The following is a 21,336-nucleotide window of genomic DNA, read 5'->3' as shown; positions in this document are numbered from 1 at the left end:
TAAAATTATTTGTACAAACCATTTGTACTTTTCAAAAAAATTTAACTGGGGAAATGTTTGTTATTTTCTTAAGAATGCAGCAAGCACTAACTTTTAATGGTAAAAAGTATTTACCAGGCCTCAGTTTCCAATAAAAAACTGCAAGGCCTTACTATGCTAAATATAGAGTTGAAAGCTTGTTAACTTACTAAAAACAACCCTCACACAAATCCAGTTCACATCCTCAGTTTACCAAAATTACTGATTTATTATGAATGATATGTAATAACTTAATGGTAAGTGCATGAAAGAGGATTTTTGCATTGGCATTACGTTCAATATAATAACTGGCATAATCCAGTTCTTTCATTATAGCTTCTTTTTGTTCCATTGCACAAATATTATTGAATTTTAAGGCTAATTCAATAGTTGAAGACATAGCTTCTGAGGTACCCGGCTGGTTGGTTCCCATTATTTCCAGCCTTATGGCTTCCTGCAATAACCTAAGGAAGTATTTGAGAAATTGCTTTTGTTTTTCCCTTCCCAGCTTTGCTGCTTCTTCAATCCATTTTACCTGCGCTGCCGTACCGGTTTTAATAATAGTATTTAGCCAATTCCTAAGCATAATTTCCCAGTCGTCTTCACCCGAATTTTGTAAATGAAGCAACGCCTCCCTATAGTTACCCTCACTAATAGAGGCAATTTGCAATGCCCTGACAGTAGCTAAATCTTCATATTGCTTTTCGAGTGCCTGAGCTATATCGGCATCGTTTAGCGGCGGAAATTTTACCAATTGTAACCGACTGAGCAAGGTGGACAGTATTAAAGATTCGTTTTCGGCCACAAAAATAAAAAGGGTATTAGGTGGCGGTTCCTCAATAAGCTTGAGAAGCTTGTTTCCTTCTGAACCCAGGTATTCGGGCATCCAAAGGATGAGGATTTTATATTCTGCCTCAAAGCTTTTGAGGCTCATTTTATGGATAATTTCGTTGCACTCTTTTGCGGTAATATTGCCTTGCTTATTTTCTGCGCCTATAAACTGCAGCCAGTCATAAGCATTGCCATAAGGTTTATCGGTAATAAATTTTCTCCATTCAACAATATAGTCGGTACTTACCGGTTGTTCACCCGACTTTCTGGTTACTACAGGATAACAAAAATGTATATCGGGGTGAATAAATTTTGAAGCTTTAATGCACGCCGGGCAAACGCCACATGAATCATGCAGGTATTCATTTTTTTTTTCGGATGCAGCGGTTGTACTTTCTTCGGCAAAAAGCGATGGAGCAGGTGCAACTGTGGTTTTACCGTTTTGCCTTTCGCATACAATATATTGTGTAAAGGCTAGAGCTATATTTAATGCACTGCTGCCTTCTCTCCCCAAAAACAATAAAGCATGGCTCAACCGATTTTGCTTTACCATTTGCACTAAATGTTCGGTAAGAGGTTTTTGGCCAATAATTTCGGAAAATTGCATAGCTGCAAATTTGGCTTTTTTTGCCAGTACGGCAAATAAAAAAATTGAGTTTCATAATATGTTGAAAAAAAGGCAGACGAATTACAGCCGGGAAACAATTTCATCATCCAAAGGTTTTACCTTGCTCCCAAAATGCGCTATCAATTTCCCTTCTTCATCGAGTAAAAATTTATTGAAATTCCAGCCCACTTCGGCATCCAACACGTTATTTTTTTCTTTATGCGTAAGCCAGATATAAATGGGGGCAATATCATCTCCTTTTACCGAAATTTTTTGGGCCATGGGAAATGTAACGCCATAATTTTGGGTACAAAATTCTTTAATTTCGGCATTGGAGCCAGGCTCCTGGTTCATAAAATTGTTGGCCGGGAAACCTACTACCACTAATTTATTTTTATACTTTTCGTAAAGCGCTTCCAACTCCTTATATTGCGGCGTGTAACCACATTTTGATGCTGTATTTACAATGAGTATTTTTTTTCCTTTAAAATCGGAGAAGTGTATAACACCGCCATCTAAAGCTGCTACCGAAAACTGGTAAACCGAAGCGGTATTTTTTGAAGATGCAGTATTGTGAATAGCCGTAACTGCATTGCCTGCCTGCTGGTTACAGGCCAGCATCAATAAAGATATCACTACAAGAAAAATATTTTTCATAAAAAATTATTATACAATAAAAATCTGTAACCTTTACCTATTGTTTTTCATAACATCCGATATCGGTATTTCCAATACTTCGGTTATTATTATCTAAATCTGAAGAAAACAAAGTACTAATTCCTGCATCAATTGCCGGAGAGCCATCGGATAAATGAAAGTCAAAAATATTATCGGCAATTTCGGTGGCGGTAAAAACCGGGTCGGCATTGGGCAGGCAACCCGTAAGCGTACAATTTTGAGGGTCGCTGCCTTTATAAATACAATTTTCCAGTATTATAGAAAACGATAAACTTCCTTCTTTGGCTACTTCAAATTCGTTAATAACATTAGTTTCGCTTCCCCAAAAAATACAATTGGTAAATACAGCATCCATTGCGCCATAAACTGTACTGCTGTTTTCTACAGTAAAGTCCTGCAAAAAAGTGCCGGGCCCGGTATGAGCAATAAATATTGTGGGATAAGCAGCAATGGTACAGTTTGTAAAATTATAGGTTCCCCCTTTTTCAATTTGCAGGTTTATATTGCAATTGCTGATTAAACAATTATTGGCGTTTACAAAACAATTTACTGCATACAGTCCGGCTTCGTAAGCATTATCAATAATGCATTGCTGAAGGGTAAGTTTTGGGATTGTATTTACCGAAGGTGCAAATACCGAAATACCATTAACAGCATTTTTTATTTGGGCAAAAACAAGAGTATTGTCTTTACTGTTTTCCATAAAGCGAATGCCTTTCCAGCCTGCCGGGTAATGGCTATAGGGTTCATCGAGCCTGTCGCCGGCAAAAATTACGGGTGCATCTTTTGTACCGTTTACCTGCAAGGTTCCCATTACGGTAATTTCGGCATTGGCGGCGCTATAAACCCTTGTGCCTTCGGGAATAGTTAATGTGCTGTTTTCGCTTATGGTAAGCCCGCCAATAATTACATAAGGCAATGGGCTGTTCCAAAATGAATTGTTGCTTATGGTATCATTCCATAAAAAATTTGCATTGCGGCCATAAGCCTGCAACTGAACAAAGTGGGTATTGCCATTAAAAGTATAAGCAATACTGTCTCTTTCTAAAAAAGGTGCATTTATGGCATTGGGATTAATAAATGCCGAAACAAAAACATAAATACTGTCGTTGGCAGGTATGGAAATAGCTGTTTGTTCTGCTCCTGGCGTTCCGTTAATATTCATTTTAAAAGAGGAGGTATTGCCGCCCATTATTTTTACGGAAGAAAGAATAACATCGTTGGAATTGCCGTTAATAATTTTAAAAGAACGGGTAACAGAGCCGGCGCCTGTAAAAACCGTATCGTAAAATAAGGTATCGGCAGAAACATACAGACCCCTGTCAAAAGACAAAGAATCTTTGGAGCAGGAATGCATTGCAGTACCCAAAACTATTGTTGCAAGAATAACAAAGAAAAACCCTGAGGTAACTAATTTCATAAATGAGGTGATTGCCAATGCACAAGATAGTTAATGTTATTTACTTGCTATGGCAAGCGTGGCAATACTTATGGTAACGGCTTCAATATGCTGCATTGCCGTAGCGCAGGATTCCAGCGTGGCACCGGTGGTAATTACATCGTCAACTATAAGTACATGCTTATTTTGTAATAAACCGGGATTGTGCACCGCAAAGCTGTCTTCTACATTTTGCCACCTTTCTACCCTGTGCTTTTTTGTTTGGGTTTCTGTGTATTTTTCACGGGTTACCGAAATGGTATCGGCAATAGGCAGGCCTGTTACCTGCTGCATGCCTTTACAAAGAATTTCGGCCTGGTTAAAGCCCCTTTTAAATACTTTTTCGGCATGTAATGGCAATGGTACCAGTATTTCCACAGCCGCAAACCGCTTACTTTTTTGCATGGCATATCCCATTATTTGACCAAGGAATTCTCCCAATTTTTTATTACCTCCATATTTAAACTGGTGAATGAGTTGCTGCACCAACTGGTGCCGGGAGAAATATAAAAGGCTGTAGGCTGATTCTATTTTTACCCTGCCGTAAAAAATTTTTTCTATACTATTTCCTTCAATAGATTCAAATTGTGTGAAGGGTAAATGGGCAATACATTTAATGCAAAGCATTTCATTTTCCGGTAAAATATCGGAGCCGCAGCCACAGCACAGGTGCGGATAAAAAAGATGCAGGGCATTTTGAAGGTACGACCGTAGCTGCATATTATCATTTAAAATTATAGCGCTAAATCTATAACCATCATTTCATTTTTCGTTTGGCAGGCTCATGAGCACTTAAAGCAATTTACCTATTTCTTCTACCAGTTCTGCTTTTGTAAAAGGGATGCCCATAATTTTGTTGTAAGCTTTTGCATCTACAAAATATTGATCCCGTATAATTTTCACCAACTGCCCGTTATTTAATTCGGGTACCAAAACGGTATCGAAATTTTTAATAATTTCTCCCAGGTTTTTAGGAAAAGGCCTTATATACCGAAGCTGGGCATGGGCAACTTTTTTACCCTGTGCCTGCAATTCTTCACAGGCCGTTTTAATAGCACCATAAGTGCTTCCCCACCCAATTACCAGCACCTTCCCTTTATCGGGTCCGCTATCTAATTGTTGTTCTGGAATATATTGAGCAATATCATCTACTTTTTGCTGTCGGATTTTCACCATCAACTGATGATTTTCGGGGTCGTAACTAATATTACCGGTGATGTTTTGTTTTTCAATGCCTCCAATGCGGTGTTCCAATGCCGGGGTTCCGGGAATTACCCATGGGCGCACCAATTTTTCATCTCTCTGGTAGGGTTGAAACTTTTCTTCATTTTCTGCAAGCTCGGTTTTAAAGCGCACTTTAATTTCGGGCAGTTGGTTACTTTGCGGAAATTTCCAGGGTTCGGCGCCATTGGCAATATAGCCGTCGCTTAAAAGAATTACCGGCGTCATGTGCTGAACAGCAATACGCACTGCTTCAAAAGCCACATCAAAACAATCGCTAGGTTTACTGCTGGCAATTACAGGCATGGGGCATTCGCCGTTTCGGCCATAATAAGCTTGCAATAAATCGCTTTGCTCGGTTTTTGTAGGCAAGCCGGTGCTTGGCCCGCCCCGCTGCACATCAATAATTACCAGTGGAATTTCCAGCATTACAGCAAGGCCCATTGCTTCTGCTTTTAAAGCAAGGCCCGGGCCGCTTGTAGTAGTAACTCCCAAGGCGCCACCATAGCTTGCGCCAATTACTGAAGCTACAGCCGCTATTTCATCTTCGGCCTGGAAGGTTTTAACACCAAAATTTTTATGGCGGCTCAGTTCATGTAAAATATCCGAAGCCGGTGTAATGGGATAAGAGCCGAGAAATAACTGCAAACCGCTTTTTTCTGCTGCTGCAATTAAGCCGTAAGCTATAGCCTGGTTGCCCATAATGGAACGGTAAACACCGGCATCCATTTTGGCTTTTTGTACCATATACCTGCCCGAATGGGTTTCTGTAGTATCTCCATAATGATACCCGGCCTGCAAAACCCTCATATTACTTTCCAGAATTTCGGGCTTTTTAGAAAATTTTTCTTTTAAAAATTTCAGGGTATAATCCATGTCCCGGTTATACATCCAGTATAAAAAACCGAGTACAAACATATTTTTGGCCCGGTCTTTTTCCTTAACGCCCATGGTAATATCCTTCAGTGCTTCACGGGTCATTTTGGTAACGTCCATTTTTATCACACTATACCCTTCGAGTGTACCATCTTCCATAGGATTGGCGCCTTCGGCATAATTGGCAAGCCTTAAATTTTTTTGGTCGAATCCGTCAATATTGGCAATAATTTTTCCCCCTTTTTTAAGCGATTTAAGGTTTACTTTAAGAGCGGCGGCATTCATGGCCACCAACACATCAAAAGCATCACCTGGTGTAAAAATGCGGTCGCTGCTGAAACGCAACTGGTAACCGCTTACTCCGGGAAGCGTTCCTATTGGTGCCCTTATTTCTGCCGGAAAATCGGGAAATGTGGCAAGATCTAAACCCAATAATGCAGAGTTGTTGGTAAACTGGCTCCCTGTAAGTTGCATACCATCCCCACTATCGCCTGCAAACTTTATCACTACCTCTTGTATTAATTCTGATTGCTGTGACATATATATAAACTGTTAGCTTGCTTCAAAGGTAAGGAAGTAACAAATAAAAAAAAATGATGTTTCACCGGTTAAAAAAAATTAAGTTTTTGTAAAATAAAACCGGCTGTTAAAAACTCATGGATCAATATTTTATATTTGCAGTAACACAGCGCACACATGAAGTTAAAATTTTTGCTATACTATCTTTTTGTTTTTGCCCTGGTATTTATTTTACCCTTTGCATCTACTGCCCAAAAGAAAATAAACCATAAAAAACAACCTAAAGGCATTACCTATTTAGACCAATATATAATGCCGTATTTAACATCTTTTCAAAATACATTTGCCGGCGGTTTTTCCAGCATTGACTATGACTCTGTACACAACCAGTTTTATTTTATTTGCGACGACAAGGGAAAAATAAACCCCTGCAGGTTTTACAAAGCCAGGTTCGACATCAATAATAATAAAATTGAAAACTTTACCCTTACTGCTGTAGATACCCTGCGCTATGAAGACGGCAGGATTTACCCCAAGGCAAAGGCAGGGGACGGAAATGCACCCGACCCCGAAGAAATGCGCTATAACCCCATTCAAAACAATATTATTTGGAGCAACGAGGGCGAAAGATTTTTGGGGAAAGAAAAAAACATTTTGCAAAACCCTTCTATAAATATAGCCGATACCAACGGTAAATTGCTGTATGAACTACCTGTTCCGGAAATTTATAAAATGAAGCCTGTAGAAAATGGCCCAAGGCGAAACGGTGTTTTTGAAGGCATTGCTTTTACCAATAATTATAACACGGTTTTTATTAGTACAGAATGCCCGCTATACAATGATGGCGAAGAAGCCGGGTTGAAAAAAAAAGATTATTGGAGCCGTATCTTAAAATATGATTTGGCAACAAAAGAAAATACTGCCCAGTATGCCTACCCGTTGGATGCCGTGGCCCAAAAACCTAAAAAAGAAGGCGGTTTTATGGTAAATGGAATTTCTTCGATACTTGCCCTAAACGAAATTGAATTGCTGGTAATGGAACGTTCTTTTTCTACCGGCTATGAAAATGACCTGCAGGTAAAAATTTATTTAGCCGATTTACGTAACGCAACAGATATTAAAGGCGATTCATCACTTGTATTAAAACCAGCATTAAACCCTGTAAAGAAAAAATTGCTCTTTAATTTTTCTACTTTAAAAATGAGGATAGACAACCTGGAAGGCATAAGCTTTGGCCCAAGGTTAAAAAACGGCAACCGTTCACTGCTGGTAATAAGTGATAATAATTTTAACCCTTTGGAAATAACGCAACTGATTTTGCTGGATAGCGGGATGAAGTAAAATAGGAAAACAGCAGAAGTTTAAATCTTATCCAGTATACCATCTACAATACCATAGGCAACGCTTTCTTTTGCATCCATCCAGTAATCCCTGTCAAAATCTTTCATAATTTTTTCTACGCTGTGGCCGCAGTTACCGGCGAGGATTTTTGCGCCCATATCTTTGGCTTTTTGCATTTGCACGGCCATAATTTCCAGGTCGGCGCTGGTGCCTCGGCCACCACCGCTGGGCTGGTGTATCATTACTTCTCCATGCGGAAAAATAAAGCGCCTGCCTTTTTGACCACCACTTAGCAAAATACTCCCCATACTTGCCGCCATGCCCATGCATACGGTACTTACGGGAGATGAAATCATTTGCATGGTATCGTAAATTACCATGCCGCTGGTTACTACACCGCCGGGGCTATTGATATAAAAAGTAATTTCTTTTCCGGGATCAAGGGCTTCGAGGTATAAGAGGCGGTCGGTAATATCTTTTGCACTTTTATCTTCTACCGGGCCCCACAAAAATATTTTTCGCTGTTCAATAAATTTTTTATCGAAGCGCCATCCGCCAATCATTTTTTCCATGGGATTTTCCGGTGCAGTTACTTCCGGGTTTTCTTCTTCTTCGAACCTTATTTTCATTGTACTATTATTTGCAGGTGATTTTATTTTTTTTCTTTTTTGGGGTTGGTAAGCAGCACTTCATCTACAAGGCCATATTCTTTGGCTTCAAATGCAGTGAGCCATTTGTCTCTATCGCAATCTAAGGCTACTTTATCTACAGACTGGCCTGTGTGCAAAGCTATAATTTCGTAAAGTTCTTTTTTTAGGGTGCGTATCTGGTTTACGGTAATTTCAATATCCGAAGCCTGGCCTCCTGCGCCAGCGCTTGGCTGGTGCATCATAATGCGGCTATGCTTTAATGCCGTACGCTTGCCCCTGGTACCGGCACACATAAGCACCTGCGCCATACTTGCAGCAATGCCAATGCAAATGGTGGCTACATCCGGCGAAATAAACTGCATGGTATCATACATGCCCAGGCCTGCATGTACACTACCGCCGGGGCTGTTGATATACATTTGGATATCTTTTGTACGATCGGTACTTTCTAAAAATAAAAGCTGGGCGGTAACAATATTGGCCACTTCATCGCTTATAGGATAACCCAGAAAAATAATCCTGTCCATCATCAGCCTGCTGTATACATCCATTACGGCCACATTCATGGGTCTTTCTTCAATAATATTTGGCGTAAGGCCGGTTACTATATAAGGGTTAGCGCCATTATTAATTTTTGCAGCGTTTTGGGTTTGATAACTATGCAGCGTATTGCCACTAATGCCCTTATGCTTTACGGCATATTTTTCAAATTCTTTTTGTATATCCATTTTTGTTTATTAAAGTTTGTAAGATAATTAAAAGTTCTAAATGTTATTTTGATTATTCATTTACCAGGAACATCATACTCTTCTTTTAATCGTCTCGTCTGCCTAAAAATATCATTACATATTGCAGCAGCATGGCAATTGATGCCAATGCAGCAACCACATAGGTAAGCGCTGCCCATTTTAAAGCATCTTTGGCGCCCTCCTGCTCACGGGATGATGTAATACTGGCATTTTGCATCCATGCAAGCGCCCTGTTGGATGCATCAAACTCAACCGGCAGGGTAATTACAGCAAATAAGGTTGAGAGGGCAAATAAGGCAATGCCCACTAACAGGATGGTATTATTGCCAGAGCCAAAACCAAGGCCCAGGCCGGCAAGTATTATCCACTGGCTAAAATTGCTGCTCACCTGCACCAACGGTACAAGCTTACTTCTTAAAGTGAGCATTGAATAAGCTTTTGCATGCTGTACCGCATGGCCGCATTCGTGTGCAGCAACGGCTGCGGCAGCAACGCTACGGCCATTATACACATCTTCACTTAAATTCACTGTTTTATTCACAGGGTTGTAATGGTCGGTAAGCTGGCCCTGAACCGAGGTAATTTTTACATCGAAAATGCCGTTATCTTTTAGCATTTTTTCTGCTACTTCGGCTCCATTAAGGCCTCCACTCACCGGCATTTTACTGTATTGGGCAAACTTGCTCCTTAACCTGCCCTGAACAATCATTCCGATGACCATAAAAACCACCGAAACCATTAAAATTGACATTGTCATTTTCTATAAAATTTTACTTGAACATTGTTACAAAAACTATTCCGTGCAAAAAAACTGACATTATTGCCGAAAGCAAGCCCTAAAACCGTATTTTTTTAAAAAAAACATAAAAAAGATAATTCTATAAAATATTAGTTATTACCTATACGTTTATGCATTTACTTAAAAATTAAAAATCAAAAAAAAACCTTTGTAAATGAAAAAAATTATGGCTGTTGCAGCACTTGTTACTTTATTTATTGCCTGCAACGATTCTAAAAATGAAAACAAAACAGAAACGCCTGCGGCCGATTCAACCGCACCTGTAACAACAGACACATCAAGCGTGGCAACAAAAATGGACTCAGCTGTAAGTAATGTAGTAGATGCCGCCCAGCAAACCGGTGCTAAAGTGGTAGCAGGTGCCAAAGATGCCGCAAATGCAGTTGCTGAAGGTGCAAAAGAAGTGGGCACAACCGTTAAGGAAGGCGCTGAAAAAGGTATGGAAAAAGCCAAAGAAGTGGTAAAAGAAGGAACCGAAAAAGCTAAAGAAGCGGTAAAACCCTAATTCTATAACCCCACAATACTGAGCCTGCAACAGCGGGCTTTTTTTATGCCGTATGCTGTATAAAACCCAGCATAATATTGATACTTAAAGCTACCACAAAGGTATTGAGAATAAAAGCCAGCAAGCCATGCAACAACACCAGGTGCCGTATTTGACGTGAAGTTACTTCCACATCAGACACCTGAAAAGTGCAACCAATTACTATGGAAAAATATGCAAAATCAAGATAATCGGGCTCATGGTTGCCCGGAAATACCAAGCCGCCACTTTTACTATTATTTTTATAATACAAATGGGCATAATGAAAAGAAAAAATAGTATGCACAATAAGCCAGGAAAAAAACATACCGGCAACAGCGCCCAGGGTTAATGGAAGCCGGGGCACATCCACAATATTTTTACTCAGCAGCAGCATGATGATAAATAGCCCGGCAATAGAAAAAAGGATCAGCAGTACAAATACCATCCATTTGCTCCCATCTTCCTGCGAAGCATTTTGTTTTAAAACCGGCAGTTTTAAGTTGATTAATACTACCCAGCAACAAATTAAATATACAACGGCAAATACATCCCAGGTGATTAACAGTACAAAATAGCGGTTAAGCGGATTTACGGAATAACGCAACAATACATAAGTGATTGCAGCACCTACACAGGATACTGCAAGCCTTTGCCATGGCTGTAAGCCTGAAATAGTTTTTGCAAAAAAGTTGCCCTTATTTTCCATAAGTAGCATTAACTAAGGTTTCATTTTAAAAAAAGATTGGAGGCCGTTTAAATAAATTTTTGCCCGGTTACCAGCCTGCAGGTTAAAGCCAAAAGAAACAATCGCCTGCAACATTAACCCAAAGGCAAGCCCACGCCATATTGCAGCGCCTGCATTATTTTTATAAACCAAAAGTAAAACTACCGCAGTTACAAAAAACGATGCTTCTGCAATGAGCAAAATAGTTAACCGCTTTTTTACTTTTTGCATTCTTGCCATTTCCTGGCTTTCCAGTTTTGCCGGGTTTAAATCATAAGCAAACACATTGTCTTTTCTATATTCATCTGCAGTTTTATATACCTGGTAACCCACCACGCCCTGTATGATACCAATTATAAATAAGGGAACGGCAAAGCCTTTATACCAATTGGTTTTAATAAAGGCAAAAAATATTACGGAAGCTAAAATGGCTACAATTCCCAGGATCAAAAAAAACAAAGCTGCATTTTTTTCTGCGAGGAAATATTTTTCAATATCTGCTTTTGTAAACATAATAAAGGTTATAGCTTTTTAGAATGTAAAAAAAATTACAGTTTTTCCAGCAGCTCTTTATCCATAGGATCTACAGGCGAAGGAAAAAAATGGGTGAGGTTGCCATTTTCGTCAATTAAATACTTACAAAAATTCCAGTCGGGCGCTTTGCTGTTCCATCCGTTTTTTTGCTCCTGTGTGAGCCATTGGTACACCTTGCTTTGTTCTGTTGATTTTTTTACGCCACTTTTTTTTGCCAAAGGAAAATTAACGCCGTAGTTTACGAAACAAAAATGTTCAATTTCGGCATCGCTGCCTTTTTCCTGCTCGCCAAACTCGTTTGAAGGGAAACCTATAATAGTTAAGCTGTTTTTAAATTTTTCATGCAACGCCTGCAACCCTTTATACTGTGGTGTATAGCCGCAATCGGATGCAGTATTAACAATTAAAACTTTTTTTCCTTTTAAGGCAGAAAAATCAAGTACCTGTTCATTATTTAAAGTTGCCTGCAATTGATAAAATGATTCCGGAGCCATAATATTAGATTGTAAAAATGAATTGTTGCCCACACATTGTGAAAATTTATGGAGCAAAGGATATGCAAAGATGATAAGTTTTTGCCTTAGCGTCATAAATTACCTGATGATTTTTTTAAACAGGTTAAGCCTTCCCTTAAACGGCGGATATTTTAACTTGGGGTCGAACCAGTTGGGTGATTTAAGCACGCCCTTTGGATGAGTAAAGGTATCAAAACCATATTTACCATGGTAATTACCCATGCCGCTTTTTCCCCTGCCACCCGCCGGCAGGTAATGATTGGCAAAATGCCAGCTTGCATTATTAATGCAAGCGCCGCCTGATGCAACATCCCTGAGCCATTGCATTGCATTTTGCCTATGGGCAGCAAAAATATAAAAGGCCAGCGGGTTTTTATTGGCTTCAATAATTTCCAAAGCCTGCTGTTTATCATCAAAAACAAAGATGGGAAGTATGGGCCCAAAAATTTCTTCCTCCATAACAGCGCTTTGTAAAGACAGCTCATCTAAAAGCGTGGGAGCAATAAAAAGTTTGCTGCGGTTATATTTTCCGCCAAAAATTACGTTGCCCTCATCCAGGTATTTAACAATGCGGTCAAATTGGTTTTCGTTTATTATTTTACAATAATTGTAATGAGCTGCAGCATCCTCACCAAAAAATTGAATGATGTATTTTTTCAATTCTTCAACCAGCGCTGCTTTTTGAGAACGGTGCACCAGTACATAATCCGGCGCTACACACATTTGGCCGGCATTGGTAAATTTTGTAACGGCTATTCGTTTTGCTGTAGTAACCACATCGGCGTCTGCATCTACTACGCATGGGCTTTTACCGCCCAGTTCCAGCGTAACCGGCACCAGGTTTTCTGCAGCCATTTTATAAATTTCTTTTCCCACAGCAGGGCTGCCGGTAAAAAACACATGGTCAAATACAAATTGCTGCATCATTTGAGGCAACACACTTTTTCCTTCTCCTTCTACATATAAAATATAATGCGGCGGAAAAATTTCTTCTACCATAGCTTTCATTACGGCAGCGGTAGCCGGTGCATGTTCCGAAGGTTTCAATACCACACAATTTCCACCGGCAATTGCAGCAATAAGCGGCTTCATGAGCAGTTGAAAAGGATAATTCCATGGCGCAATAAGCAATACAACACCCAGGGGTTCCCTCATTACAAAACTGGAAGAAAGAAAATTTACCAGGTTGGTACATTTTCGTTGCGGCCGCATCCATTTTTTTAGGTTGCATAAGGCATGGTTTATTTCTGCAATTGCGAGGCCGTTTTCCGTAACCCAGCATTCTTCGGCGCATTTTTTAAGGTCGGTATAAAGCGCCGCATAAATTTCTTCTTCGTGTTGAAGAATGGCATTTCTTAACTTTTGTAATTGTTCTTTACGAAAAAGGTAAGGTTGGGTTTGCCCGGTTTTAAAAAATTCATAGAGGGTATTGAGCTGTTGAAGATAAGACATGCACTAAATTTGTTTAAAGTTAAATTTTTATGACGACAGATGAGCATTATATGAACCTTGCATTAAAAGAAGCACAAAAAGCTTTGGAAGGAGATGAAGTGCCGGTAGGCGCCATAGTGGTAGTGCAAAACAGGATCATCAGTAAAGGATGGAACCAGGTAGAATTGCTAAACGACAGTACGGCACATGCAGAAATTATTGCCCTTACTGCTGCTTTTAATTATTTGGGAAGCAAATACCTGCCCGATGCTACTTTATATGTAACCTTAGAACCATGCCTCATGTGCTGTGGCGCATTATACTGGAGCAAAATAAACAGGATTGTATTTGGCGCTTACGACGAAAAAAATGGTTTTAAAAAATATACAGGCAATAAAAACCCGTTTCATCCCAAAACCGAAATTGTGGGTGGCCTATTGCAGGAAGAATGTAGCGCATTAATAAAATCTTTTTTTAAAGATAAGCGGTAAGTTTCCGAAATTAGAAAGATTAACAGGCACAGATGGGTTTTTTTAAAGCGAACCTTTAAATTTGTGATCCGAAAAATTTTTAAGAACCAATAAAATTTACAACTATGGCATTTACACTATCTCCATTACCTTATGCATACGATGCTTTGGAACCGCATATTGATACCCTTACCATGCAAATACACCATGGCAAGCACCACCAGGCCTATGTAGATAACCTCAATAAAGCCATTGCCGGATCTGACAATGAAAATAAACCGCTGGAAGATTTGGTAAAAAACGCAGGCAAAATAAGCCCGGCAGTACGTAATAACGGTGGCGGCCATTGGAACCATAGCTTTTTTTGGGAAAGCCTAATACCCAGCGCAGGCGGCGCCCCTACAGGAAAAATTGCCGAAGCAATTAATGCCGCATTTGGATCGTTGGATTCTTTTAAAGAAAAATTTAACAGCGCAGGATTAACCCGCTTTGGAAGCGGCTGGGCATGGCTGATAGTAAGAGACGGCAAGCTTGAAGTAAGCTCCACCCCCAACCAGGACAATCCTTTAATGGATGTAGCTGAAGTAAAAGGCACGCCATTGCTTGGTGCCGATGTATGGGAACACGCTTATTACCTAAAGTACCAAAACAAGCGGGGCGATTACCTGGCAGCATTTTGGAACCTGGTTAACTGGGCCAAAGTAGCCGAAAGGTTTGAAGCAGCTTAATTAAAACAATATTTAAATTTTTAAGGTTCAGCAGGTTAAAGCTTGCTGAACTTTTTATTTTGCAGCAGGGTTCATAATTTTACGACCTCACTTTATGCGTTCAGTCATAATTTTTAGATTTTTATTGCGTTGCATAACCTCTTTTGGTCCAAAAAAAATATTTACATATATCCAAAAAAATTACCCTTTTTCGGATTTTCAGATATCTTTTTTATTTAATTTTAAGCATCCTGATGCCCTGGCCATGTAACTGAGGGCTACGGAGTTGTATGCCCATTGAATTCCTTTAAAAGCAAAACCTGGCATGAAAACAATTTACCTGCGCCCTTTATTTCACCGTAACAATAATTGCATTGGCATTTATGTAGCTCACAATAAAAGCTTTATTGAATTATTAAAGAAAAAAGTTGGTGCACTGTGGAGCAAAAGCAATAAATGCTGGTATATACCCTACAATAAAGAAAGTTATCAACTGCTTAAAAAGGCTTTTAAACAGGTAGCAACCTTATTAACCGATGCACAAACAACACAACAGGAAGTGATGCAGGTAGCACATAAACCACAGGAACCAAAACCCGCTATTGCCGGCAAAGCATTGAAATCCTTATTTTATATACATGCAGCAAATGCACAGGTACTACCCCGTTTATTGGAAACCTTGCATTTAAAAGCTTATAGTGCATCTACAATAAGAACTTATGCAAATGAAATGAGCCAGCTTTTGGTACTACTCAAAAACATTCCGGCCGATGAGCTTACCATAGAAGATTTGAAGCGCTATATTATATATTGCAAGCTGCAATGCGGGCTAAAAGAAAATACATTGCATAGCAGGATCAATGCCCTAAAATTTTATTATGAGCAGGTATTGAGAAAAGAAAGGTTTTTTATAAAACTACCACGGCCAAAAAAGCCAATGCAATTGCCCAGGTTATTGAATGAAACAGAAATAGCCCGGTTGTTTAATGCGCTCAGCAACAAAAAGCATAAGGCCATGTTGTTTACGGCATATAGTGCAGGACTTAGGGTAAGCGAAATAGTGGCCCTAAAAATTACCGATATAGATAGCCGCAGAATGCAAATATTTATTGAGCGGGCAAAGGGAAAAAAAGACCGTTATGTGCCCTTAAGCCCCATATTGCTGGATATATTAAGAGATTATATAAAAGAATATAAGCCCCGGCCAAAACGATACCTTTTTGAATCGGAAACTACGGGAGAAGCCTACCCTACCCGAACTGCACAGCAAATATTTTATAATGCTAAAAACAAAGCCGGCATAAAAAAAGAGATAGGGATGCATAGTTTAAGGCATAGTTTTGCCACGCACCTGCTGGAAAAAGGGACGGATATAAGGTATATAAAAGATTTATTAGGACATTTCAACATTAAAACCACGGAGCGATATTTACATGTAAGCCGCCGGGAACTGGTAAATATTAAAAGCCCGTTTGATGATTTATGGAAAAGCGAAAAGATAGAGTGGTAAACAGACCAAAAACGTATTGTACTAATAACAATACAAAATGCATTATACTAAAGCGTTGGTTTTTAAGGTACATTTTTTTTCGAAATGGTGAGGAAGTATCATATATTTACGTGTACCCTAAACAGCACCTACTAAAGCCTTACATGACTTTGCCAGACGACCCTCGCTATTTTTAGCACATTGCGCCATCAAAACCCTGACACAAAGCCAACCTTGCAAAGAGCTAAAAATGCCAACACCAGACCCACCCCCCCGGCTGACGAATATCTATCATCATTAAGCGATGATCAATATATCTTACCTCGACATCCAGTTTCCACCCACCACCCATAGTTGGACAGCCATTTCTCAGGGCAACTTTATGATGGTGAAACCATAATCTGTCTTTTAACCTTTTTGTGGATGTAATGACCCATCATATATTGTATCCAAAGATGGAATAAAGAGTAATAAATTTTTTTTCAGGACGGCTTTGACTTAATTGAAATTTTTGTTTCAGAATTTAATGAGGACGGAAGGCCAACTAATATTTCTGATGGAATATCAATTTTTGTGGACCAACAAAAGGATTTTCCAGGGTATTTAGGAGATAGTGTTTTTCTGAAAAAGAAAAGGAATTAATTTCTCTTAATCGCAAAATAATGGACACCATTATGAAATTGAATGGGAACATCCTTGGTGGAGAGGGCATGACAAAGAAGTGTATGGAATATGTTTGAAAGTGAAGTTTTAATTGACAGTATAATAAATAAACGCTTCCCTTCAAACCCCAAAGAGAGTAATGTTCTTGAAAAGAGCGAAAATTACAATGGTTTTACTACTGATGAAAATAATGGATTAAAATTTACGACTATTCCCAAAGATTATATCAGACACACTCCCATTTGCTCTAAGAAATAAATCAATGGTATCTTTTAAATTTTCCAAGCATCTAATACAACCGACAAAGTATTTTTTTTGGTTAAAAGACGGAAAAATTCAAGCAATATGTAATTACTATAAAAGTAAAATTTGGGGTGATAAAAAACTGCGCCCAACATGCGGTTTTTGTGCAATTAGGAGACGGAAGTACAATCATCGGCAGTAAATATCCCAGCTTTATATTCGGCGGACGTAATTCTGCCGGACTGTAGTTCTAAACTTCGGCTTTTTAGTTATAAATTTAGCTTCAAATCCGGGCGGACAGTTGGTCAATTCCCCAACTGCACAAAGCCTCAAAACGTTACCGGGGAAACCCTTTGGCGACAGTGCTAACATCAAACTTACTGACATGGAAACGAACATTTTTGGACAACCTAACCGAACGACAGACCGCCAGACAGACAGCCAACGCAATGAAGTTTTATTTTTGCCACCGCACATTTTTTTGTTTTTAATTTTTTCAGCCGCACTGGGTGGCACATTTTGTTTTGCCGCAACCGCACAAGCCAACCCAAAGGCAAAACAAAAAGAGCCACTTCTTCCAACGCTTTATTTCAATTCTAATTTTACATTTGCATAATCAACAACTAACAATTTAAATTCATAACAACATGTCAAACTTCAGATTAAACCTTCAATCGACATTCCATGGAAACTCGTTAATTGTAGCGAGGATATGATGGACAAAACATTTTGTGACAAAAGATGCCTTCACCTTTCAGGTCATCAATTTCCTCTACACTTACGACCCAAAGGTTGAGGATATACCGGAAGAATATTCAAAGTGTGGCAAAGCAAATAACTTACCTAAAAGTAAGTTGCAGCATTACAGGCTACCAGCCAACTGAGGATGAAAAGCAAAAAATAATTGATTTGCTTGCTTCGGTTAAAGGAGTTGACTATTCTAAAATTGATGACATCACCAGAGAATACTTTGGATGTTATGGTGTATTATTAAATGTAACCGTTCATCCTGATAAAAGATAAGGATAACTTGGATAAATATCCTCACATCATTGACTTTGAACCAAAAGTCAGAGATTTCTATCAAGCAGCTACTGAAACAGGAGAAATTTTAACATCTTCAGTAAGCAAACTATCAACAAATAAATCTTTTGGGACAACAGACTCTACGCAAAGTTCTTGGAATGCAGGAGCAAATGTTAAAGCAACAATTCCTGTGGAAGGCATTCCAATTGAAACTGGTATCACTGGCTCAACTGGTCAGGTGAGGAACAGAAACTGACCAAGAGAATTGGAGTTTCAACAGATGCTTCTCGTGAAAGAAGAGAGGGACAAATCACAACAACTCAACTCAGTCAAATGTATAACCTTCTTACAGGCTATCATTCTGGAACAAACAGAGCTTCTTTCATAATGTTACCTCGTCCACACATTTTACAGCCAACTGACAGGAGAACCTTTGTTCAAGGATTAAGAGTTATAGAAGGTGTTCAAGATTTCTTCCTTATTGTAATCAGAGATAAAGAACAACCAATTCTAAATGCTTGATGCATTTTTTGCAAACAGGTCACTTCTGGATAACATCTCAATCAATCCACCATCAGATAGTGAAGTTTATGAAGAATCAGAGTTTGTTATGCAAAACGCCTGAGACAACATTGTATGCAAAGTATCATGATGCAAACCCCTTTAATTCAAATAAAAGGGAAAAAAAATTATTCAAAATCATACACTGTTATCCCTGATGGATGGGAAGGCAACCCAAGTAAGGGAGTAGCAGGACTTGGTGGTGTTGAAGAATTACCACCTGAAAGGTTACAATAACATCTGTAGATTCGGAAACTGGTGATGTTCTCGGATCCTATGAAATAGAGGCTCCATCAGATTCTGCTACGGAAGTTGATTATAAATTGATATGAATAAATTATTAATTGACTTCCATCTTGAAGTAGGAGATAAATTTCTATGGAAGGAAACAAATGGGCATTTTTTCAGAGAAGCTGCAAATATCCATTCGTAGAAAAAAAATTAAGCCCCTCAGGCCAAAGTTGATGTGTCAGGTTTGCTGATAACACAGCGTAAACTTTGCACTCAAATAACTGGCAACGAATGTATATCCAGCAAAGATGTTACAACTACAAAACTTAAAACCCATTGACACAGATATTGTTGATTTGCACGGTGGAAGGTTTGATGATATTGTGGTTGAAATTCCATTTGATATAACTCCATTATTTGAACTTCCAGAAGTAGTTGATCCTTCTATATTTGGAGATAAGGTAAGGCCTCCAAGACCAAGAGGACAGAGAAATGATTTCCCGTTCAAAAAGGAATCATTAGAATGATTCAGAACTCAATGCTTTCTGCATCTAATTCACCTTTGAGAAATGACCCGGGAACAGTTGGCTATCTCCAATCAAAACATTTCCAAAAGAGGTTATTGCAAATTCTACCAAAGAATATTTTTTAGAGTCTTCAATACATGACCTTGCTTTCATCAATCCAAAAGTCAAGGAGAAGGTTGATAAAATAGTTTCATTGAAAGAAATCTTGTCAACAAACGATTTGGCTGTTACAAAACAATTTGGAATATCTAGAATGAAATTCTCAATGTAGAAGAAACCAGACATAGCTAAATAGTAAATTATTTTTCTGTCACAAAAAATAATTATTGCTATGTCAGATTATACGGCAAAGTAACTTACCCGATTTCTCTTAATGGAGAAATTCAACAACCCGGCAGTGAATTCGGCTTTGACGACCCTTGCGATGCAATCAGATTTTTAGATAATGCTAACAGGACAATATTTTGTAATGCTGGTGAAGGTCCTGCAATTGGAGCATTTAGGAGATAATACTGGAGCCATAACTGATTGGACACCGGAAGACTATCGGGCATTATGCAATTCCAATCTACAAACAACAGTTAGAAGAAGCAGGAAAGATTTAAGCCAACGAAATCCCTGTTTGATAACAATCCTTCTGACACCGAGCTCCTGAGACATTGGGTGCCAATGTTACTGAACCGCCAGAAATTGAAATACAAGTTCCTCCTGTTCAGAAAGACATTGACCCAAACATCCCACCACCACAATCACCTCCTCAAGGTGAACCTGAAAAACGATCAAAGGATGAAGCTAAGAATACTCCAAAGGTTGCAGACCCTGTTAATCCATTCACAGGTGAATTCTATTTAGAGAAAGTAGATTTTGAATTGCCTTCTGTAGGTTTCCCTTTTGTTTTTATCAGAACCTACAAAAGCGGCAGAACATTCTTTGGTCCATTTGGTTACAACTGGGATCATAATTACAATGTCTATTTGAACATTAAACAATGGTTCCATTGCAATTAATACAGGGAGTTTGCAGGAAGATATATACTGATTCAGGGATTCTATTCTTTACAACCCACCAAGAGGTGTGTTCGCAAAATTGGAGAGGATTCAAAATTCAGATTTCATCTTGACCTTTAAAGGTGGGATGAAATGGTATTTCACAGATTCAGGTTTTGAAAGAATCCCGTTAATAAAATTGAAGACACAAATAAGAATTCTCAACAGCTAATTTACAATCCACAAAATCAACTTGAAACTGTAATTGATACAGTTGGTAGAAAAATAAATTTTGTTTATGGCAGTTGTGATTTGCTTGAAGCATTACAACCCGAATTTTTGCAAGAGCAAGGCAAGCATCCGGTAGAAATTAAATACATGCATTCCAATAACATTGAGCAACTTTCAGCAGTAATAACTTTTCCTACTCCCGATTTCCCAAACGGTTTAATGACTTGCTATGAGTATGACGAAGATCAGGCATTATCTGAATTAAGAAATAATATCCTCAGAGTAATAGATGCAAAGGGACAAACAATTGTAGAAAATTTTTACGGCACGGACTCAACAGATGATAGTTTCAATCGTGTGGTGAAACAATATTTCATGGGTGGTGAATATTTATTCAAATACACTAATATCCGCTACATTCCTCCATTTGACGAATACATCAATGATGCTTATCTGCAAACTGAATTTTACGAACCTGAAAGACCACTTAAAGTTTTGACTTTTAATTTCAGGGGAAATTTGCTTGACGAAAGATTTAGATTATGTGCTGATGGTTCTTACAGGGTGTGGGCACAATCATACAGGTATAATAAAAACGGACAAATGACTGAATTTTATTATGCCAATGGCATGGCAGACATCTATGAGTATTATGAGCATGACCCTAATAACCCGGCTTCAGTTATTGAAAAAATGGAAACTTGCTTCGGGTATTTAAACTAAATACAATCAGGTTAAACCCAAG

General features: G+C 38.8%; 24 protein-coding genes. 12 read left to right on the top strand and 12 right to left on the bottom strand.

Annotated elements, in window-relative coordinates; genetic code table 11:
* Positions 1 to 223: 223 nt before the first annotated feature.
* The 5 genes from IPO46_10150 to IPO46_10130 form a co-directional block, all read right to left on the bottom strand.
* Positions 224 to 1,456 carry a hypothetical protein gene (locus tag IPO46_10150; GenBank protein ID QQS62464.1) on the bottom strand — a complete coding sequence of 411 codons (1,233 nt, stop codon included), beginning with the start codon at positions 1,454 to 1,456 and terminating at the stop codon, positions 224 to 226.
* A gap of 81 nt (positions 1,457 to 1,537) precedes the next feature.
* Positions 1,538 to 2,113 carry a glutathione peroxidase gene (locus IPO46_10145; protein ID QQS62463.1) on the bottom strand — a complete coding sequence of 192 codons (576 nt, stop codon included), beginning with the start codon at positions 2,111 to 2,113 and terminating at the stop codon, positions 1,538 to 1,540.
* Positions 2,114 to 2,150: 37 nt separating this feature from the next.
* Entirely contained in the window at positions 2,151 to 3,554 is a 1,404-nt protein-coding gene (locus IPO46_10140) for a hypothetical protein (GenBank protein ID QQS62462.1), read from the bottom strand.
* Positions 3,555 to 3,590: 36 nt separating this feature from the next.
* Complete coding sequence (locus IPO46_10135) at positions 3,591 to 4,292, bottom strand: ComF family protein (protein QQS62461.1); 702 nt, start codon at positions 4,290 to 4,292, stop codon at positions 3,591 to 3,593.
* Positions 4,293 to 4,364: 72 nt separating this feature from the next.
* Positions 4,365 to 6,209, bottom strand: coding sequence for a 2-oxoacid:acceptor oxidoreductase subunit alpha (locus IPO46_10130; GenBank protein QQS62460.1), 1,845 nt, complete (start codon positions 6,207 to 6,209; stop codon positions 4,365 to 4,367).
* A gap of 156 nt (positions 6,210 to 6,365) precedes the next feature.
* On the opposite strand from IPO46_10130, the gene IPO46_10125 reads away from it, so the two are divergent.
* Positions 6,366 to 7,529 (top strand): esterase-like activity of phytase family protein, encoded by a 1,164-nt coding sequence (locus IPO46_10125; GenBank protein QQS62459.1) that lies wholly within the window; start codon positions 6,366 to 6,368, stop codon positions 7,527 to 7,529.
* Positions 7,530 to 7,549: 20 nt separating this feature from the next.
* On the opposite strand, the gene IPO46_10120 is transcribed toward IPO46_10125, so the two are convergent.
* The 3 genes from IPO46_10120 to IPO46_10110 all read right to left on the bottom strand — a co-directional run bounded on the left by IPO46_10120 (position 7,550) and on the right by IPO46_10110 (position 9,685).
* Positions 7,550 to 8,101 (bottom strand): ATP-dependent Clp protease proteolytic subunit, encoded by a 552-nt coding sequence (locus IPO46_10120; protein ID QQS64374.1) that lies wholly within the window; start codon positions 8,099 to 8,101, stop codon positions 7,550 to 7,552.
* 80 nt (positions 8,102 to 8,181) lie between these two features.
* The gene (locus tag IPO46_10115; GenBank protein QQS62458.1) at positions 8,182 to 8,907 is read right to left on the bottom strand and encodes an ATP-dependent Clp protease proteolytic subunit; all 726 of its coding nucleotides are present in this window, start codon (positions 8,905 to 8,907) and stop codon (positions 8,182 to 8,184) included.
* An 85-nt stretch (positions 8,908 to 8,992) separates the two neighbouring features.
* Positions 8,993 to 9,685, bottom strand: a complete 693-nt coding sequence (locus IPO46_10110) for a zinc metallopeptidase (protein QQS62457.1) — start codon at positions 9,683 to 9,685, stop codon at positions 8,993 to 8,995.
* Positions 9,686 to 9,881: 196 nt separating this feature from the next.
* On the opposite strand from IPO46_10110, the gene IPO46_10105 reads away from it, so the two are divergent.
* Complete coding sequence (locus IPO46_10105) at positions 9,882 to 10,232, top strand: hypothetical protein (protein QQS62456.1); 351 nt, start codon at positions 9,882 to 9,884, stop codon at positions 10,230 to 10,232.
* Between the two features lie 43 nt (positions 10,233 to 10,275).
* Here IPO46_10105 and IPO46_10100 read toward each other — a convergent pair whose 3' ends face one another.
* Genes IPO46_10100 through IPO46_10085 form a run of 4 tightly spaced genes read right to left on the bottom strand, consistent with a single transcriptional unit; the run spans position 10,276 to position 13,478 of the window.
* Complete coding sequence (locus IPO46_10100; protein ID QQS64373.1) at positions 10,276 to 10,959, bottom strand: DUF1345 domain-containing protein; 684 nt, start codon at positions 10,957 to 10,959, stop codon at positions 10,276 to 10,278.
* A gap of 12 nt (positions 10,960 to 10,971) precedes the next feature.
* Entirely contained in the window at positions 10,972 to 11,490 is a 519-nt protein-coding gene (locus IPO46_10095; GenBank protein ID QQS62455.1) for a hypothetical protein, read from the bottom strand.
* Between the two features lie 35 nt (positions 11,491 to 11,525).
* Positions 11,526 to 12,101 carry a glutathione peroxidase gene (locus tag IPO46_10090; GenBank protein ID QQS62454.1) on the bottom strand — a complete coding sequence of 192 codons (576 nt, stop codon included), beginning with the start codon at positions 12,099 to 12,101 and terminating at the stop codon, positions 11,526 to 11,528.
* Positions 12,102 to 12,104: 3 nt separating this feature from the next.
* A complete protein-coding gene (locus tag IPO46_10085) occupies positions 12,105 to 13,478 on the bottom strand; it encodes an aldehyde dehydrogenase (GenBank protein QQS62453.1) in 1,374 nt (457 codons plus the stop codon).
* A gap of 29 nt (positions 13,479 to 13,507) precedes the next feature.
* On the opposite strand from IPO46_10085, the gene IPO46_10080 reads away from it, so the two are divergent.
* The 10 genes from IPO46_10080 to IPO46_10035 all read left to right on the top strand — a co-directional run bounded on the left by IPO46_10080 (position 13,508) and on the right by IPO46_10035 (position 21,314).
* On the top strand, positions 13,508 to 13,948 hold the full coding sequence (locus IPO46_10080) for a nucleoside deaminase (GenBank protein ID QQS62452.1): 441 nt from the start codon (positions 13,508 to 13,510) through the stop codon (positions 13,946 to 13,948).
* Between the two features lie 104 nt (positions 13,949 to 14,052).
* Positions 14,053 to 14,655 carry a superoxide dismutase gene (locus IPO46_10075; protein ID QQS62451.1) on the top strand — a complete coding sequence of 201 codons (603 nt, stop codon included), beginning with the start codon at positions 14,053 to 14,055 and terminating at the stop codon, positions 14,653 to 14,655.
* Between the two features lie 304 nt (positions 14,656 to 14,959).
* Positions 14,960 to 16,144 carry a tyrosine-type recombinase/integrase gene (locus IPO46_10070; protein QQS62450.1) on the top strand — a complete coding sequence of 395 codons (1,185 nt, stop codon included), beginning with the start codon at positions 14,960 to 14,962 and terminating at the stop codon, positions 16,142 to 16,144.
* Positions 16,145 to 17,330: 1,186 nt separating this feature from the next.
* A complete protein-coding gene (locus IPO46_10065) occupies positions 17,331 to 17,645 on the top strand; it encodes a hypothetical protein (protein QQS62449.1) in 315 nt (104 codons plus the stop codon).
* A gap of 206 nt (positions 17,646 to 17,851) precedes the next feature.
* Positions 17,852 to 18,052: a hypothetical protein gene (locus IPO46_10060; protein ID QQS62448.1), complete on the top strand. Its 201-nt coding sequence runs from the start codon at positions 17,852 to 17,854 to the stop codon at positions 18,050 to 18,052.
* 7 nt (positions 18,053 to 18,059) lie between these two features.
* A complete protein-coding gene (locus IPO46_10055; GenBank protein ID QQS62447.1) occupies positions 18,060 to 18,311 on the top strand; it encodes a hypothetical protein in 252 nt (83 codons plus the stop codon).
* A gap of 380 nt (positions 18,312 to 18,691) precedes the next feature.
* Positions 18,692 to 18,853 (top strand): hypothetical protein, encoded by a 162-nt coding sequence (locus IPO46_10050; protein ID QQS62446.1) that lies wholly within the window; start codon positions 18,692 to 18,694, stop codon positions 18,851 to 18,853.
* A gap of 302 nt (positions 18,854 to 19,155) precedes the next feature.
* Positions 19,156 to 19,374: a hypothetical protein gene (locus IPO46_10045; protein QQS62445.1), complete on the top strand. Its 219-nt coding sequence runs from the start codon at positions 19,156 to 19,158 to the stop codon at positions 19,372 to 19,374.
* A 659-nt stretch (positions 19,375 to 20,033) separates the two neighbouring features.
* Positions 20,034 to 20,381: a hypothetical protein gene (locus IPO46_10040; GenBank protein ID QQS62444.1), complete on the top strand. Its 348-nt coding sequence runs from the start codon at positions 20,034 to 20,036 to the stop codon at positions 20,379 to 20,381.
* A 357-nt stretch (positions 20,382 to 20,738) separates the two neighbouring features.
* Positions 20,739 to 21,314 carry a hypothetical protein gene (locus IPO46_10035; protein ID QQS62443.1) on the top strand — a complete coding sequence of 192 codons (576 nt, stop codon included), beginning with the start codon at positions 20,739 to 20,741 and terminating at the stop codon, positions 21,312 to 21,314.
* Positions 21,315 to 21,336 lie beyond the last annotated feature (22 nt).

Source organism: Chitinophagaceae bacterium (assembly GCA_016699815.1).
Taxonomy (GTDB): domain Bacteria; phylum Bacteroidota; class Bacteroidia; order Chitinophagales; family Chitinophagaceae; genus Ferruginibacter.
This window is presented reverse-complemented; position numbering and strand designations above follow the sequence as displayed.